Here is a 16545-nt window from a genome sequence, read left to right as displayed (position 1 = left end):
GCCGCCCTGCCGGTATCCGGCGGAGCGGCCTTCGATGGGGACCGAGCGGCCCGTCCGAGTGGCCTGACGGCCCTTCGTCCGCGTCAGGCGTCCATCCCCAACTCCCGTGCGATCAGCATCCGCTGGACCTCGCTCGTACCCTCGCCGATCTCCAGGATCTTGGAGTCGCGCCACATGCGCGCCACCGGGTACTCGTTCATGAAGCCGTAGCCGCCGTGGATCTGGGTGGCCTCGCGGGCGTTGTCCACCGCCACCGTCGACGAGTACAGCTTGGCGATCGCCGCCTCCTTCTTGAACGGCTCGCCCGCCAGCAGCCGCGAGGCCGCGTCCCGCCAGCCGATCCGGGCCATGTGCGCCCGCATCTCCATGTCCGCGATCTTGAACTGGATGGCCTGGTTGGCACCGATCGGCTTCCCGAAGGCGTGCCGCTCCCTCGCGTACTTCACCGACTCGTCCACACAGCCCTGCGCCAGGCCCGTCGACAGCGCGGAGATCGCGATCCGGCCCTCGTCCAGGATCCGCAGGAACTGCGCGTAGCCCCGGCCCTCCTCGCCCAGCAGGTTCGCCGCCGGGACGCGGACGTCGGAGAAGGACAGCTCACGGGTGTCCGAGGCGTTCCAGCCGACCTTGGAGTAGGGCGCCGCGACCGTGAAGCCGGGGGTGCCGGAGGGCACGATGATCGACGAGATGCGGGGCGCGCCGTTCTCCTTGCGGCCCGTCACCGCCGTGACCGTGACCAGCTCCGTGATGTCCGTACCGGAGTTGGTGATGAAGCACTTGGAACCGTTGATCACCCACTCGTCCGTGGCCTCGTCCAGCACGGCCGTCGTGCGGGTGCCGCCGGCATCCGACCCGCCGTCCGGCTCCGTCAGCCCGAACGCGCCGAGCGCCTCGCCCGCGCAGAGCTTCGGCAGCCAGCGCTGCTTCTGCTCCTCGGTACCGAAGCGGTAGACCGGCATCGCACCCAGCGAGACCCCGGCCTCCAGCGTGATCGCCACGGAGGAGTCGACCCGGGCCAGCTCCTCCAGGGCGATCCCGAGGGCGAGATAGTCCCCGCCCATGCCGCCGTACTCCTCCGGGAACGGCAGGCCGAACAGGCCCATCCGCCCCATCTCCCGCACGATCTCGTACGGGAACTCATGGCGCTCGTAGAAGTCGCCGATCTTCGGCGCGATGACGTCGTGGGCGAACTCCTCGACGGTACGGCGCAGTTCCTCGTGCTCGGCGGTCAGCCGGTGGTCCAGGGACATGGAACGTCACTCCTTGTGCGACGGCGCTTGTGACGCCGAGAGCGCTTTGACGGTTCGGGACGGGCTGGGGCGGCCCAGCTGTTCGGCCATCCACACGCTCGTGGCGGTGAGTGCGCCGAGATCGACCCCGGTTTCGATACCGAGGCCGTCGAGCATCCACACGAGATCCTCGGTGGCGAGATTCCCGGTCGCGCTCTTCGCGTACGGGCAGCCGCCGAGGCCGCCCGCGGAGGCGTCCACCGTCGTCACCCCCTGCTGGAGCGCGGCCAGGGTGTTGGAGAGCGCCTGGCCGTACGTGTCGTGGAAGTGCACCCCGATCGTGTCGGTGGGCACCCCCGCCCCGTTCAGCGCGGACAGCAGTGCGGTCACGTGGCCCGGGGTGGCGACGCCGATCGTGTCGCCGAGGGAGAGCTCGTCGCAGCCGAGGTCCATCAGCGCCCTCGCCACCCGGACGACCTGGGCGAGGGGCACGGCGCCCTCCCACGGATCGCCGAAGCACATCGACAGATAGCCCCGCACATGGACCTTCTCCGCCTTCGCACGGGCCACGACCGGCTCGAACATGGCGAGCGACTCGTCCACGGTGCGGTTGAGATTGCGGGCGGCGAACGTCTCCGTCGCCGACCCGAAGACCGCGATCCTCCGCGCCCCGAGGGCCAGTGCCCGGTCCAGACCGCGTTCGTTCGGCACGAGGACGGGCAGCGCCACGTCCCCGACATCCGCGACGTCCCCGAGCAGCGGGAACAACTGCTCGGCGTCGGCGAGCTGGGGCACCCACTTCGGGTGGACGAAGCTGGTCGCCTCGATCGTGGACAGCCCGGCGACGGCGAGCCGGCGGATGAACTCCGCCTTCACCTCCGTCGGCACCACGGCCTTCTCGTTCTGCAGCCCGTCGCGGGCCCCGACCTCATGGATGCGGACCCGGTCCGGCAGCCCCTGAGCGGGCACGTTCATGGGCAGATCGGTGTCGGTCACGATTCCTCCCTCGGGGCCACCACGGCCAGGATCTGGTCCATGGCGACCGTGGCACCGGCGGTGACGTCCAGCTCGGTGACCGTTCCCGCGTGCGGGGCGGAGATGACGTGCTCCATCTTCATCGCCTCGACCACGAGCAGACTCTGTCCGGCCGCGACCTCGTCCCCGACGGCCACCTTCACCACCGTCACCGTTCCCGGCATGGGCGCCGCGAGCGTGTCGGCCCCGGACCTCGCGGCGCCGCTGAGGGATGCCTCCACCGGGTCGTGGTCCTGGACGTGCCAGGTGTCCCCGTCCCGGCCGAGCCAGACCCCGTCCGCGGAGGCAGCCAGGCTGAACGCGTGGGTGAGGCCGTCGAGTTCGACGGTGACCCGCCGCGCGGTCGACTCCACCAACCGGGACACCTGCGCGCCGGGCAGCGAGGGCACGGGCCCGCACGCGTCGGCCCGCTCGTCCCGGTCCCCGGCGTGGCCGAACGCCAGCTCGGCCGTGCCCCCCGCAGCCGTGCGCAGGCTCACCCGCACCGGGTCATGGCCCGGTACGCGGAAGTGGTGGAAGGTCGCGGCGGGCGTACCGCCGAGGCGCCAGCCGTCGACCGCGGAGAACGGGTCGACCCAGCCGGAGGTCCTGGCGGCCGGCGCCTGCCGCAGCAGTGCGGCCGCCGCGTACACCTCCTCGGGCACGCCCGCCGGCACCAGGCTGTCCGCCTCGCGCTCCACGAGTCCGGTGTCCAGATCGCCCGCGACCACCGCCGGATGCGCCAGCAGCCGCCGCAGGAACCCGGCGTTCGTCGGGACGCCCAGCACCACCGTGTCCGCCAGCGCCGCCCGCAGCCGGCGCAGCGCCGTCGCCCGGTCCGGGCCGTACGCGATGACCTTCGACAGCATCGGGTCGTACGTGCTGCCGACCGGCACGCCCTCGCTGAGTCCCGAGTCCGTGCGCACCCCGCCGCCCTGCGGCTCGTCCAGGGCGAGCACGGTCCCACCGGACGGCAGGAAGCCGCGCGCCGGGTCCTCCGCGCAGACCCGGGCCTCGATCGCGTGCCCGGTGAGCGTGATGTCGGCCTGGGCGTGCGGGAGCCGCTCGCCGGCCGCGACCCGCAGCTGCCACTCCACCAGGTCGAGGCCGGTGACCAGCTCGGTGACCGGGTGCTCGACCTGGAGGCGGGTGTTCATCTCCATGAAGTAGTACGAGGCGGGGTCGCTGCCCGGGACGATGAACTCCACCGTGCCCGCGCCCACATACCCGCAGGACCGTGCCGCCTGGACGGCGGCCTCGCCCATCGAGGCGCGGGTCTTCTCGTCGAGCAGGACCGAGGGCGCCTCCTCGATGATCTTCTGGTGGCGGCGCTGGAGCGAGCACTCGCGCTCGCCCAGATGCACCACGTTGCCGTGGCCGTCGGCGAGGACCTGGATCTCGATGTGGCGCGGCCGGTCGATCCACCGCTCCACCAGCAGCGTGTCGTCGCCGAAGGAGGCGCGCGCCTCGCGCCGGGCCGCCGCGATCTCGTCCGCGAGCAGCGACTCGTCGCGCACCAGCCGCATGCCCTTGCCGCCACCGCCCGCGGACGGCTTCAACAGCACGGGCATGGCGATCTCCCGGGCGGCCTCGGCCAGTTGCCCGTCGGTGAGCTCGCTCCCGGAGGAGCCGGGCACGACCGGGACCCCGGCCGCGGCGACCGTCTCCTTGGCCCGGATCTTGTCGCCCATCAGTGAGATCGCCGAAGCCGGCGGGCCGATGAAGACGAGCCCCGCGTCCGCGCAGGCCTGCGCGAAGTGGGCGTTCTCCGCGAGGAAGCCGTATCCCGGATGGACGGCCTCGGCCCCGGTGCGGCGGGCCGCGTCCAGGAGCCGTTCCACGGACAGATAACTCATCGAGGCGGGCGCGGGCCCGATCCGGACCGCCGTATCGGCTTCCCGGACATGCCGGGCGTCCGCGTCCGCGTCGCTGAAGACGGCGACCGACCGTACGCCGAGCTCGCGCAGGGTCCGGATGACCCGGACCGCGATCTCGCCACGGTTGGCGACCAGAACAGTGCTGAACATGGAAGTCCTCACATCACATCCGGAAGACGCCGAAGCCCGGGCCGTTGGGATCCTTCTGGGGCAGCGGGGCATTGGCACAGGCCGTCAGGGCGAGTCCCAGCACCTGCCGGGTCTCCATCGGGTCGATCACACCGTCGTCCCAGAGCCGGGCGGTGGCGTAGTAGGCGCTGCCCTGCTGCTCGTACTGCGCGCGGACCGGATCCTTGAAGGCCTCCTCGTCCTCGGCGGGCCACTCCTCGCCGCGCCCCTCGATCTGGTCCCGCTTGACCGTGGCCAGAACGGAGGCGGCCTGCTCGCCGCCCATGACGGAGATCTTGGCATTGGGCCACATCCACAGGAAGCGCGGCGAATAGGCGCGGCCGCACATGGAGTAGTTGCCCGCGCCGTACGAACCGCCGACGACGACGGTCAGCTTCGGCACCCGGGTGGACGCCACGGCCGTCACCATCTTGGCGCCGTGCTTGGCGATGCCACCCGCCTCGTAGTCCCGGCCGACCATGAACCCGGAGATGTTCTGCAGGAACACCAGCGGGATGCCGCGCTGGTCGCACAGCTCGATGAAGTGCGCGCCCTTCTGGGCGGACTCGGAGAAGAGGATCCCGTTGTTCGCGATGATGCCGACCGGGTGACCGTGGATCCGGGCGAAGCCCGTGATCAGCGTCTGGCCGTACTCCGACTTGAACTCGGCGAAACGCGAACCGTCCACCACCCGGGCGATCACCTCCCGCACGTCGTACGGCGTGCGCGAGTCGACGGGCACCGCCCCGTACAGCCCGGCGGGATCGACCTTGGGCTCGTCCGCGGGCTCCACGGACCAGGGGAGTTCCCCGCGCGCGGGGAGCGTCGCGACGATGTTCCTCACGATCCGCAGCGCGTGGGCGTCGTCCTCGGCGAGGTGGTCGGTGACCCCGGACGTACGGGAGTGGACCTCACCGCCGCCGAGGTCCTCGGCCGTGACGACCTCGCCCGTGGCGGCCTTCACCAGCGGGGGGCCGCCCAGGAAGATCGTGCCCTGGTTGCGGACGATGACCGCCTCGTCGCTCATCGCCGGGACGTACGCCCCGCCCGCCGTGCAGGAGCCCAGCACCGCCGCGATCTGCGGGATACCGGCCCCGGACATCCGGGCCTGGTTGAAGAAGATGCGCCCGAAGTGGTCCCGGTCGGGGAACACCTCGTCCTGCATCGGGAGGAACGCGCCGCCGGAGTCCACCAGGTACAGGCAGGGCAGCCGGTTCTCCAGGGCGACCTCCTGGGCACGGAGGTGCTTCTTCACCGTCATCGGGTAGTACGTGCCGCCCTTGACGGTCGCGTCATTGGCGACGATCACGCACTCCCGGCCGCTGACCCGCCCGATTCCGGCGATCACCCCGGCCGCCGGAGCGGCGCCCCCGTACAGCCCCTCGGCCGCCAGGGGCGCCAGCTCCAGGAAGGGCGAACCCGGGTCGAGCAAGGTGTCCACCCGCTCCCGGGGCAGCAGCTTGCCGCGCGCCACATGCCGGGCGCGGGCCTTCTCACCCCCGCCGAGCCGTGCCGTGGTGAGCCGCGTGCGCAGCTCCTCGGCGAGCGCGTGATGCGCCGCCTCATTGGCCTGCCAGGCCTCCGAGGCGGGATCGGCCGCGCTCGCCAGGACCGGTGCCTGCTGCATCGTGTCGAGCCCCCTTGCCCGTACCGCTGAAGTTAATAAGCGTTAACGCATTACGTTCAGGTTAACGAGCGCTAACCCGCCTGTCTAGAATGAATCTTCATGAGCACCAATGCCGCCGACCGCACCGCCGCCCGTGCCGTCTCCCGTGTCGCGGCTCCCACCCGCCGCGAACAGATCCTCAGGGAGGCCGCGCGCCTCTTCGCCGAGCGTGGCTTCCACGGTGTCGGCGTCGACGAGATAGGGGCGGCGGTCGGCATCAGCGGCCCCGGCCTCTACCGTCACTTCCCGGGCAAGGACGCGATGCTCGCCGAGCTGCTGGTCGGCATCAGCGAGCGCCTGCTCGCCGGCGGCAGGCTCCGCGTCACCGAGGACGCCGCCTCGTCGGGCAGCTCGCCCCAGGACCTCCTGGACGCCCTCATCGAGGGCCACATCGACTTCGCCCTGGACGACCGTCCCCTGATCACCCTCCACGACCGCGAGCTCGACCGGCTGCGCGACACGGACCGCAAGCGGGTGCGCCAGCTCCAGCGGCAGTACGTGGAGGTGTGGGTCGAGGTCGTCCGCGCCCTCTACCCGGGCCTCGCGGAGAACGAGGCCCGCGTCACCGTGCACGCGGTCTTCGGCCTGCTGAACTCCACCCCCCACCTCGCCCGCCCCGAGGCACTCCCGGGCCGCGAGGCGACGGCCGCCCTGCTGCACCGGCTGGCGCGCGGGGCGTTCGAGGCGGCGGCCGCAGCGCCCTGACCAGCTCGTGTGGTGATCCGGTGTCCGGCGTACAAGACGCCGGGCACACAGCGCGTTGCCGACGGCACAATGGGTTCATGCCGATACCCAGCCGCGCCGCCCTCGTCGAGCACCTCGTCCGTACGCGTATCGCGGGCGACGTAGCCACCCCCCGCGACAACAACCTCTCCCACTACCGCAAACTCGCCAACGGCGACCGCCACTACTGGCTGGGGCTCGAGCTCGGCGACCGGTGGCGCGACGAGCAGGACGTGCTGGCCGTGATGGCCGAGCGATGCGGGGTCAGCGACGACCCGGAGCACCGGCAGGGCCAGGACACCATCGACCCGGAGCTCACCGTCGACGCCCTGGACCGGATGGCGGCCCGGCTGCGGAAGGCGGCGGCGGGTGCGGAGCGGGTGCTGTTCGCGACCGGGCACCCGGGCGGGCTCCTCGATGTGCACCGGCAGACCGCGGCGGCCCTGCGGGCCGCCGGCTGCGAGATCGTCAGGATCCCCGGCGGGCTCATGGCGGACGAGGGCATGGTCTTCCAGTTCGCGGACGTGGCCGTGCTGGAACGCGGTGCGACCCTGTGGCACACGCACTCCCCGGCGCCGATGGCCGCGATCCTGGACGGACTGGAGCGCGAGGGCCGGCCCCAGCCGGACCTGGTCGTGGCCGACCACGGATGGGCCGGGTGCGCGGGGCAGCGCGGGCTCGACTCCGTCGGGTACGCGGACTCCAACGACCCGGCGCTGTTCCTGGGCGAGGCCGAGGGCACCCTCCAGGTCACCGTCCCGCTGGACGACCACGTCACCGACCCGCGGTTCTACGACCCGATGACGGACTACCTGCTGGACGCGGCCGGGCTGCTCGGACCCGTCGACCTGGCGTAGCGTGCCGCGAGTTCCCGCAGGTGCTCGACCAGCTCGGCCGGCTCCGTCACCGTGAAGTCGTGGCCGAGCATGCCCAGATGGACGGCGAGCGTGTCCAGTGAGTCGGCCCCGGTGTCCAGGACACAGGTCTCCGCGTCGACCGCCTCCACCGAACCCACCGCGGGATTGATCCGCTCGAGCACCGCGGCGGCGGGTGCGTGCACCGTCACCCGGGCGCGGTGGCGCCAGGCGGCGGCGGACGCCTTGCCGGCGACGTAGGCCGCCGCGTTGCCTTCGGGGTCCTCGCGCGGCGCGAAGCGCGGGCCGGACGGGGTGCGCGGGGGTATCCGGTCCGCGCGGAAGGTGCGCCAGTCGTCCCGGTCGACGTCCCACGCGACCAGGTACCAGCGGCGTCCCCAGTTGACGACACGCTGGGGTTCGACCAGTCGGCGCGTCGACGCCCCCGCGTGGTCGCGGTAGTCCAGGCGCAGACGCTCGTGGTCGCGGCAGGCGGCCGTCAGCGTCATGAGGACGTCCGTGTCGACGGCCGGGGCGGGCCGGTCGGCGGGCACCGGCACGGTGTACTGCTGCAGCGCCCGCACCCGGCGGCGCAGCCGGGGCGGCAGGACCTGCTCCAGCTTGGCGAGCGCCTGGAGCGAGGTCTCCTCCATGCCGGCCATCGAACTCCCGGCGACATTGCGCACCGCGACGGTGACCGCGACCGCCTCGTCGTCCTCCAGGAGCAGCGGTGGCATCGCGCTGCCCGCCGCCAGCCGGTAACCCCCGGCCGATCCGCGGGTGGCGTCCACCGGGTAGCCGAGTGTGCGCAGACGCTCGATGTCGTTGCGCACCGTCCGGCCGCTCACGCCGAGCCGTTCGGCGAGTTCGGTGCCGGGCCACTCGCGGGGTGACTGGAGCAGGGACAGGAGCCGCAGCAGACGGGCGGAGGTTTCCAACATGCCCCCACTGTGAGGCCCCAATAGGAACGAATTCTTCCTATTGGAATCCTAGAATTCTGCTCATGGAGAACAGCACCAGCAGCACCAGCTCGAACGCCCACGCCGACGCCGTCCGGCCCTTCCGGGTCGAGATCCCGCAGGCCGAGATCGACGACCTCCACGACCGCCTCTCCCGCACCCGCTGGAACACCGGGGTGCCCGGCGTCGAGGGCTGGTCGCGCGGCGTACCCGCCGACTACCTGAAGGGGCTCGCCGAGTACTGGGCGAACGGGTTCGACTGGCACAAGGCCGAGGCCCGGCTGAACGAGTTCCCGCAGTACCTCACCGAGATCGACGGGCAGGACATCCACTTCGCGCACGTCCGCTCGGACAGGGCCGACGCCACCCCGCTGCTGCTGATCCACGACTGGCCGGGTTCCTTCGTCCAGTTCACCGACGTCATCGAGCCGCTGAAGCGCGACTTCCACGTCGTCGTCACGTCCACTCCCGGCGTCGGCTTCTCCGGGCCGCTCTCCTCGCCCGGCTGGAACACCGGCCGGATCGCCGCCGCGTTCACGACCCTCATGGCCCGCCTCGGCTACGAGCGGTACGGCGTCCAGGGCAACGGCGGCGGCGCCTGGATCGCCGGTGAGATGGGCCGGATCGCGCCCGACCACGTGGTCGGCATCCATGTGAACGGCCTGGTCACCTTCCCGTCGGACGACCCCGCGGACTTCGCCGGCCTCACCGAGGGCGAGCAGACCCGGCTGGAGCGGCTGCAGCAGTTCCGCGACGACAAGATGGGCTTCAACGCCATCCAGTCGACCCGCCCCGAGACGGTGGCCTACGGACTGCACGACTCGCCGGTCGGCCAACTCGCCTGGATCGTGGAGAAGTTCAAGGAATGGACCGACACCGCGAAGGAACTGCCCGAGGACGCGGTGGACCGGGACCGGCTGCTGACCAACGTCAGCCTGTACTGGTACACAGGTACGGCGGGTTCCTCGGCCCACCTGTACTACGAGACGGCCCACGACCCGAGCGCCTGGGCGCCCAAGGAGCGCGGCACGGTCCCGACCGCGGTCGTCGTCGCGCTGCCGTCGGACGTCGCCATCCGCCGGTACGCCGAGCGCGACCACAACGTCGTGCGGTGGACCGAGTTCGACCGCGGCGGCAACTTCCTCTCCCTGGAACAGCCGGAGCTACTGGTCGAGGACGTGCGGGAGTTCTTCGCGAGCCTCTAGGGCTCGTCCGGACCGCGCCGGGCCCGGCGCCGTTGGCCCGGGCCCGGCGTCGGGTCGAGATAGACCCGGCGGATCGAGGGGTACCGCTCCCGCAGCTGCTCGTCCGCCTCCTCGCAGGCCCATTCGACCTGCTCGGCACTCGCCACGTCGCGGAAGTCCACCTTCGCCGCGATCAGCACCTCGTCCGGGCCCTGGATGAGCGTGGTCAACTCCAGGACGTCGACGATGTGCGGGACGGAGAGCAGCTCCTCCCGCACCCCCGCCCGCATCGCCTCCGGCAGCGACCGGCCGATCAGCAGCTGGGCGTTGGACCGGCCGAGCACCCAGGCCACGAACACCAGCAGGACACCGATCAGCACCGACGCGATGCCGTCCCACACCCCCGATCCGGAGAGCTGACCGCCGAGCAGACCGCCGGCGGCGAGCAGCAGACCGACCAGGGCGGCCGAGTCCTCCATCACGACGGCCTTGACCGCGGTGTCGGGGGTACGGCGCAGATAGCGGGGCGCGAGGATACCGAGGCCGGCAGCCTCGTGCCGGACCTGCCGGACCCCCGTACGCAGCGAGTAGCCCTCGAGAAGGAACGCGACGCCGAGCACGACGTAGGACACGAACGGATCGCCGGGATCCTCCACGTGGATCAGGGCATGGATGCCGTCATAGAGCGAGAAGACCGCGCCGCCGAAGAAGGTGGCGACGGAGGCGAGCATCGCCCAGATGTACCGCTCGGGGCCGTAGCCCAGCGGGTGCTCCTCGTCAGCGGGTTTCCGACTGCGCTTGAGCGCGATGAGCAGCATGATCTGGGTGACGGTGTCGGCGACCGAGTGCGCGGCCTCCGAGAGCATGGCGCTGGACGCGCTGATCAGGCCTGCCACCAGCTTCGCGACGGCAATTCCGAGGTTGGCCGCAATCGCGACGACGACGGTGAACGTGGACTCCCCACCATGGCTCTTCTCGTCACTCATGGTGGGGAGTATGTCCGTATAAGGGCCTTCAGTCCCGCGGGACGCGGACCACGCCCTCCTGAATGACCGTGATGGCCAGCTGTCCGTCCGCCGTGTAGATCCGGGCCTGGCCGAGACCGCGCCCGCCGGAGGCCGACGGCGACTCCTGGTCGTACAGCAGCCATTCGTCGGCGCGGAAGGGCCGGTGGAACCACATCGCGTGGTCCAGGCTGGCCCCCACCACGTCGCCGACCGCCCAGCCGCCGCGCCCGTGGGCGAGCAGCACCGAGTCGAGCAGCGTCATGTCGGAGACATACGTGGCCATGCAGACGTGCAGCAGGGGATCGTCCGCCAGCTTGCCGTGCGTCCGGAACCACACCTGGGACCGCGGCTCGCGCGGTTCGCCCGCCGTGGCGAACGGCGGGGCGTCCACGTACCGCAGGTCGACCGCGGCCCGCGCCTCGAGCAGCCGGTCCACCATCAGCGGATCGGCGAAGCGGTCCGCGTACCTGGGCAGCATCTGCGCGGCCGTGGGCAGGGTCTCCGGGTCCGGGGCGGACGGCATGGCCGCCTGGTGGTCCATGCCCTCCTCGTACGCCTGGAAGGAGGCCGAGAGGTGGAAGATCGGCTTGCCGTGCTGCACCGCGACGACCCGGCGGGTGGCGAAGGACCGCCCGTCACGGATGCGGTCCACGGTGTAGACGATCGGTGCGCCCGGATCCCCGGGGCGCAGGAAGTACGCGTGCAGGGAGTGGGCCGACCGGTCCGCGGGGACCGTACGGCCCGCGGCGACCAGCGCCTGCGCCGCGACCTGGCCGCCGAAGACCCGGGGCACGACCGCGCTGCGGCTCATGCCCCGGAAGATGTCCTGCTCGATCTGCTCCAGGTCGAGCAGATCGAGCAGGGATTCAAGTGCTGCGCTCATGGAGAAGAACGTAGCCGCTCTTACAGACCCATGGACTTGGCGATGATCGACTTCATGACCTCGCTGGTGCCGCCGTAGATGCGGTTGACCCTGTTGTCCGCGTACAGGCGGGCGATCGGGTACTCGTTCATGAAGCCGTAGCCGCCGTGCAGCTGGAGGCAGCGGTCGATCACGCGGTGCGCGACCTCGGTGCAGAACAGCTTCGCGGAGGCGGCCTCGGCGGCGGTCAGCTCGCCGGCGTCGAGGGCCTCCAGCGCACGGTCGGCGACGGCCTGGGCGGCGTCCACCTCGGCCTGGCAGGCGGCCAGCTCGAACTTGGTGTTCTGGAACGAGGCGACGGTCTTGCCGAAGACCGTGCGGTCCTTCACGTACTCCTTGGCGAACCGGACAGCGGCAGCGGCCTGCGCGTAGGCGCCGAAGGCAATGCCCCAGCGCTCGGACGCCAGGTTGGTGCCGAGGTAGCCGAAGCCCTTGTTCTCCTCGCCGAGCAGGTCCTCGACGGGCACCTTGACGTCGACGAAGGCGAGCTCGGCGGTGTCGGAGACCCTCAGGCCGAGCTTGTCCAGCTTGCGGCCGACCGAGTAGCCCGCCGACTTGGTGTCCACGGCGAACAGGGAGATACCGAAGCGGCGGTCGTCCTCGCGGGGCGCGGACGTGCGGGCGCACACGATCACGCGGTCGGCATGCACGCCACCGGTGATGAAGGTCTTGGAGCCGTTGAGGACGTAGTGGGTGCCGTCCTCGGAGAGCTTGGCGGTGGTCTTCATGCCCGCGACGTCGGAGCCGGTGCCCGGCTCGGTCATCGCGAGGGCCCACATCTCCTCGCCGGTGGCGAACTTCGGCAGCCAGCGCTTCTTCTGCTCGCTGCTGGCGAGCATCTTGATGTACGGCAGGCCGAGCAGGGTGTGCACACCCGAGCCGCCGAAGGAGACACCGGCGCGGGCGGTCTCCTCGTAGATCACGGCCTCGTACTTGTGCGACTCGATGCCGGCGCCGCCGTACTCCTCGTCCACCTCGATGCCGAAGACACCCAGCTCGCCGAGCTTGAGGTAGAACTCGCGCGGCGCCTGACCCGCGGCGAACCACTCGTCGTAGACGGGGACGACCTCGGCTGCGATGAAGGCGCGGATGGTCTCCCGGAACGCCTCGTGGTCCTCGTTGTAAACCGTACGGCGCACGGGATGCCTCCTGGTGTCAGCTGCAGCTTCGATCGCGGGTGGCTAAGCGCTTGCTCAGTCCTGGTCAAAGTTACCCGGCGGTCACAGCGGCTGTCCAGGGTGATGCTCAGCACGCCCGCACCTCCTGGGGCACCCGTAGCGGAGAGTGCTGACCCCGAGCGCTGCGTACACCCGAATGGCGGTGCGCGACGGTCGGGCGCAGAGTGAATGAGGAGCCGGCGAGGACGAGGGCAGCCTCGTCGCCACAACCCTCTGTGAGGCAGTCATGGCTGATGTCGAGTCCCTGGGCGGGAGTTCAACGACAGACAGGAGCGGGGGGCAGGCCGGGCGCGGCAGGACCACCATCTCCGACAACGTGGTGGCCACCATCGCCGGAATCGCCATCCGCGAGACCGACGGCGTGCATTCGGTCGGCCGAGGAGCGGCGAAGGCCCTGGGCGCGGTCACCGGGCGGATATCCGGGTCGTCCGCACACGGACGCGCCGTCAAGGTGGAAGTGGGGGAGAAGCAGACGGCGATCGACGTCGACATCGAGGTGGAGTACGGCGTCCCGATCCATGAGCTCGCCGAGCAGGTCAGGACCGCTGTGACGGACGCGGTGGAGACGATGACCGGTCTGGAGGTCGTCGAGATCAACATCAACGTCTTCGACGTCCATGTTCCGGGTGAGGAAGAGGACGAGGACAGCGAGGGCGAGGAGAACCGCCGCCGGGCATCCGCCCGCGTGCAGTGAGCCGCGCGACCGCACGAGTCGTCACCCGGATTTCGGCTGAAGAGTCCTCGAACATCGTTACGCTGCACCGCAGTTGCCGAGAGCGCGGAGGCCTGCGGTGGGGGAGCCGACATTCGGGGTCCTGGGGCCGCTCCAGGTGAAGGCGCACGGTGTCCCGGTACGGATCGGCGGAGCCAAACCCCGGGCCGTACTGGCGACTCTGCTGCTCCAGCCGAACGGCTTCGTCTCACTGGACCTGCTGACGGAGGTCCTGTGGCCCGGTGGCGCACCTCGGTCCGCGGTCGCCAACGTGCGCACGTATGTACGGACGCTACGGCTGCGGCTGCCTCCCGCGGCTGTCGACGGACTGCGTACCGAGACCTCCGGCTACTCGTTGGACGTCGCACCTGGGCAGGTGGACCTGCTGCTCTTCGAGCAGAGGCTCGCGGCGGCCCGAGCCGCCCGCGACCGCGGTGACGACGCCGCCGCACTGCGTGCTTACGAAACGGCCCTGGGGCTGTGGCGAGGCGGGGTGCTCCAGGACGTGGCCTCCAGCGTGGTGTGGGACCCGGCCATCACGCGGCTGGAGGGGCTGCGGTCGGTCGCGGCCGACGAGTGCCTGGAGTTGCGGCTCCGGCTCGGGGACTACGCCCACCTGGTCTCCGGCCTGCGGTCCCGGCTGACCGAGAGTCCTCTGCGGGAGGACCTGTGGCGGATGCTCGTGCACGCGCTGAACGACGCGGGCCGCAGCGCCGAGGCGCGGTCCGCGTACGCCGAGGCGGAGCACGTGATCGCCGCCGAGCTCGGGATCGGGCCGAGCGAACCGCTGCGGGCCATCGGCGCCGAGGTCAACGGCTACGCCGGCCGCCGCCGTGCGGCAACGCCCGTTCCTGTCTGCCAGCTCCCGATGGACATACCCGACTTCATCGGCCGCGCCGTCGAAGTCGCCGACCTGGAGGAGTTACTGTCCACCGCCGGCCGGCAGCCCGTGGTCGCGGCGGTGTCGGGGCCACCGGGTGCCGGGAAGTCCACGCTGGCCGTGCATGTCGCCCACCGGGTGCGTGACACGTTCCCCGACGGACAGCTCTTCGTCGACCTGGCCGGAACGAGCGAGTGCCCCCGTGAGGCGGCGGACGTCCTGGCCGAGATGCTGCGTGGCCTGGGCGTCATCGACAGCGCGATACCCGGCGAACCGGGCGAACGCGCCGCGATGTTCCGTTCCCGCCTCGCCCAGCGGCGCTTCCTCATCGTGCTCGACGACGCCCTGGACAGCGCACAGGTGAGCCCGCTGCTCCCCGGCACCGGCGGCTCGGCCGTACTGGTCAGCTCGCGGCGCCGGATGCCCGGTCTGCCGGCGCACGCCTGCCCGCTCGGGCTGATGCGGCACGACGACGCCCGTGCCCTGTTCGGGGCCATCGTCGGCGCGGACCGGCTGCGCAGGGAGGGACCCGACGCCGACCGTGTCCTCGTCGAGTGCGGATCACTGCCGCTGGCGGTACGGATCGCGGCCGCCCGGCTCGTGAACCGGCCCGGCTGGAGCGTCGGCACGCTGGCCGATTCGCTGCGCGACGAGCGCGGTCGCCTCGGGGCGGGGCGGTCCGGGGGTGAGCTGGAGGTGCGGGCCGGTGCCGAACTCAGCTACCGCCATCTGCCCGAGCCCGCCGCCCATGCATTCCGCACGTTCGGTGACCTGCCCGACGACGCGGTCCCGGGCTGGCTCGTCGCCGTTGCGACGGGGTGCGACAGCGAGTCGGCGGGGGGTCTGGAGACCCTGCTCGACGAACACCTCGTCGAAGTCGTGGGCAGGGATCATCTCGGTCTGAACCGCTACCGCATGCACGACCTGCTGCGGTCGTACGCACGGGAAATCGCCTTGACGGACAATCAGGAGATACGGCTGCGGCGGCGCCTCCGGGTCATCGACGCGCTCACCGCCCTCTCCCGCTCCGCCAACGCCGCCATGCCCACCCGCTTCCTCGGCGTGCTGGGCGAGCCCGACGAGCGGGGACTGCCGGAAGGGCCGGCGCACGCTGTCGCCTCCACGGTGCGTGCCCGGCCCGTGGACTGGTTCGAGAGCGAGCACCGCAACCTCGTCGCCGGCGTCGACGCGGCCGTCCGGCTCGGACGGACCGACCGGGCCGCCGACCTCGCGATCGAACTGGCCGGCTTCTTCGACATGCGGGGTTACTACGGGGACTGGCTGCGGACCCACCGACTCGTGCTCGACGCCATGCCGCACCACGACGACCTCAGAGCGGCGGCCCTGCTGCGCAACCTCGGCCAGCTGCATCTCTACCAGGACCGGTACCCCGACGCGCTCGCGTCCTTCGACCGTGCCAGGGCGCTCTTCGCCGAGCTCGGTCACCCGACGGGGGAAGCGATCGCCGCGGTGGGGGCCGGCTCGGTCCACCGGGTCGTGGGCGATCTCAGCACCGCGCTCGGAACGTTCACCACCGCGCTCCAGGACTTCGCCGCGGCCGGCGACCGGCACGGCGAGGCGGTGGCACGCAACGCGATCGCCTCCGTCTGGCTGGAGCGTAAGGACCCGGAGACCGCGGCCGGCTGGCTGCGCGGGGCCCTGGAGCTGTCCCGTGCCGACGGGGACCGGCACCGCGAGGCACAGGTGCGCCGCAGGGTCGCCGTGCTGCACGAGCTGCGTGGCGAACCGCAGTCGGCGCGCGGCGAACTGGAGCGGGCCCTCGGCATCTTCGACGAGCTGGCCGATCTGCACTGCGCCGCCTACGTGCAGCAGAGCATCGCGGAACTGTGCCTGCGGCAGGGCGACGCAGGTGAGGCGTCGGCGCTGCTGATCGGGGCACTCGCCGTGCAGCAGCAGCTCGGGGACCGCCGCGCCGAGGCCCGGGTGGCCGGCCTGCTGGGCGAGCTGCACGACGCCACCGGCCGCAAGCAGACCGCGCGGCACTACTTCCACCGCTCCCTCGCGACCTGGCGCCGCCTGGGCCTGTCCGACGAGGCCGGACGGGTGGACGCGAAACTCCGCTCGATGCGCTGAGGCGGCGCCGACGGAGAACAGGTGCGGGTGCAACCGCCGTCGCACCCGCACCTGGCACAGGGGTCACCGGGTGCCGGC

General features: G+C 71.5%; 13 protein-coding genes. 5 read left to right on the top strand and 8 right to left on the bottom strand.

Annotation, left to right across the window (positions count from 1 at the left end; genetic code table 11):
• Positions 1-83 precede the first annotated feature (83 nt).
• The 4 genes from ACFW9O_RS10585 to ACFW9O_RS10570 are packed head-to-tail and all read right to left on the bottom strand — an operon-like array spanning position 84 to position 5915.
• The gene (locus ACFW9O_RS10585) at positions 84-1250 is read right to left on the bottom strand and encodes an acyl-CoA dehydrogenase family protein (RefSeq protein WP_384607330.1); all 1167 of its coding nucleotides are present in this window, start codon (positions 1248-1250) and stop codon (positions 84-86) included.
• A 6-nt stretch (positions 1251-1256) separates the two neighbouring features.
• Positions 1257-2204: a hydroxymethylglutaryl-CoA lyase gene (locus tag ACFW9O_RS10580; protein WP_384607845.1), complete on the bottom strand. Its 948-nt coding sequence runs from the start codon at positions 2202-2204 to the stop codon at positions 1257-1259.
• 17 nt (positions 2205-2221) lie between these two features.
• Positions 2222-4270 carry a biotin carboxylase N-terminal domain-containing protein gene (locus ACFW9O_RS10575; protein WP_384607327.1) on the bottom strand — a complete coding sequence of 683 codons (2049 nt, stop codon included), beginning with the start codon at positions 4268-4270 and terminating at the stop codon, positions 2222-2224.
• A 13-nt stretch (positions 4271-4283) separates the two neighbouring features.
• Positions 4284-5915 carry a carboxyl transferase domain-containing protein gene (locus ACFW9O_RS10570; RefSeq protein WP_384607325.1) on the bottom strand — a complete coding sequence of 544 codons (1632 nt, stop codon included), beginning with the start codon at positions 5913-5915 and terminating at the stop codon, positions 4284-4286.
• Between the two features lie 99 nt (positions 5916-6014).
• Between ACFW9O_RS10570 and ACFW9O_RS10565 the strand changes: the two genes are divergently transcribed.
• Positions 6015-6659, top strand: coding sequence for a TetR/AcrR family transcriptional regulator (locus ACFW9O_RS10565; protein ID WP_384607323.1), 645 nt, complete (start codon positions 6015-6017; stop codon positions 6657-6659).
• 77 nt (positions 6660-6736) lie between these two features.
• A complete protein-coding gene (locus tag ACFW9O_RS10560) occupies positions 6737-7534 on the top strand; it encodes a phosphatase (RefSeq protein WP_351174824.1) in 798 nt (265 codons plus the stop codon).
• Here ACFW9O_RS10560 and ACFW9O_RS10555 read toward each other — a convergent pair.
• Positions 7486-8472 (bottom strand): helix-turn-helix transcriptional regulator, encoded by a 987-nt coding sequence (locus ACFW9O_RS10555; RefSeq protein WP_384607321.1) that lies wholly within the window; start codon positions 8470-8472, stop codon positions 7486-7488. The two genes, ACFW9O_RS10560 and ACFW9O_RS10555, sit on opposite strands and share 49 nt — an antisense overlap.
• Positions 8473-8534: 62 nt before the next feature.
• On the opposite strand from ACFW9O_RS10555, the gene ACFW9O_RS10550 reads away from it, so the two are divergent.
• On the top strand, positions 8535-9695 hold the full coding sequence (locus ACFW9O_RS10550; protein WP_384607319.1) for an epoxide hydrolase family protein: 1161 nt from the start codon (positions 8535-8537) through the stop codon (positions 9693-9695).
• On the opposite strand, the gene ACFW9O_RS10545 is transcribed toward ACFW9O_RS10550, so the two are convergent.
• From ACFW9O_RS10545 to ACFW9O_RS10535, 3 genes are read right to left on the bottom strand one after another with little or no spacing between them, the layout of a single operon-like run.
• Positions 9692-10660, bottom strand: a complete 969-nt coding sequence (locus tag ACFW9O_RS10545; RefSeq protein ID WP_384607316.1) for a cation diffusion facilitator family transporter — start codon at positions 10658-10660, stop codon at positions 9692-9694. The genes ACFW9O_RS10550 and ACFW9O_RS10545 overlap by 4 nt on opposite strands.
• A gap of 28 nt (positions 10661-10688) precedes the next feature.
• On the bottom strand, positions 10689-11564 hold the full coding sequence (locus ACFW9O_RS10540; RefSeq protein ID WP_351174816.1) for an acyl-CoA thioesterase II: 876 nt from the start codon (positions 11562-11564) through the stop codon (positions 10689-10691).
• 20 nt (positions 11565-11584) lie between these two features.
• A complete protein-coding gene (locus ACFW9O_RS10535) occupies positions 11585-12742 on the bottom strand; it encodes an acyl-CoA dehydrogenase family protein (RefSeq protein WP_383182547.1) in 1158 nt (385 codons plus the stop codon).
• Positions 12743-13007: 265 nt separating this feature from the next.
• Here ACFW9O_RS10535 and ACFW9O_RS10530 point away from each other — a divergent pair, with 265 nt between their 5' ends.
• Positions 13008-13475 (top strand): Asp23/Gls24 family envelope stress response protein, encoded by a 468-nt coding sequence (locus ACFW9O_RS10530; RefSeq protein ID WP_384607311.1) that lies wholly within the window; start codon positions 13008-13010, stop codon positions 13473-13475.
• 97 nt (positions 13476-13572) lie between these two features.
• Positions 13573-16467: a BTAD domain-containing putative transcriptional regulator gene (locus tag ACFW9O_RS10525; protein WP_384607308.1), complete on the top strand. Its 2895-nt coding sequence runs from the start codon at positions 13573-13575 to the stop codon at positions 16465-16467.
• The last annotated feature ends 78 nt before the right edge of the window (positions 16468-16545 follow it).

Origin of the sequence: Streptomyces sp. NPDC059499 (assembly GCF_042749285.1) — a bacterium.
Taxonomy (GTDB): Bacteria; Actinomycetota; Actinomycetes; order Streptomycetales; family Streptomycetaceae; genus Streptomyces.
The sequence above is the reverse complement of the archived record's forward strand: the minus strand, read 5'-3'. Positions and strand labels throughout refer to the sequence as shown.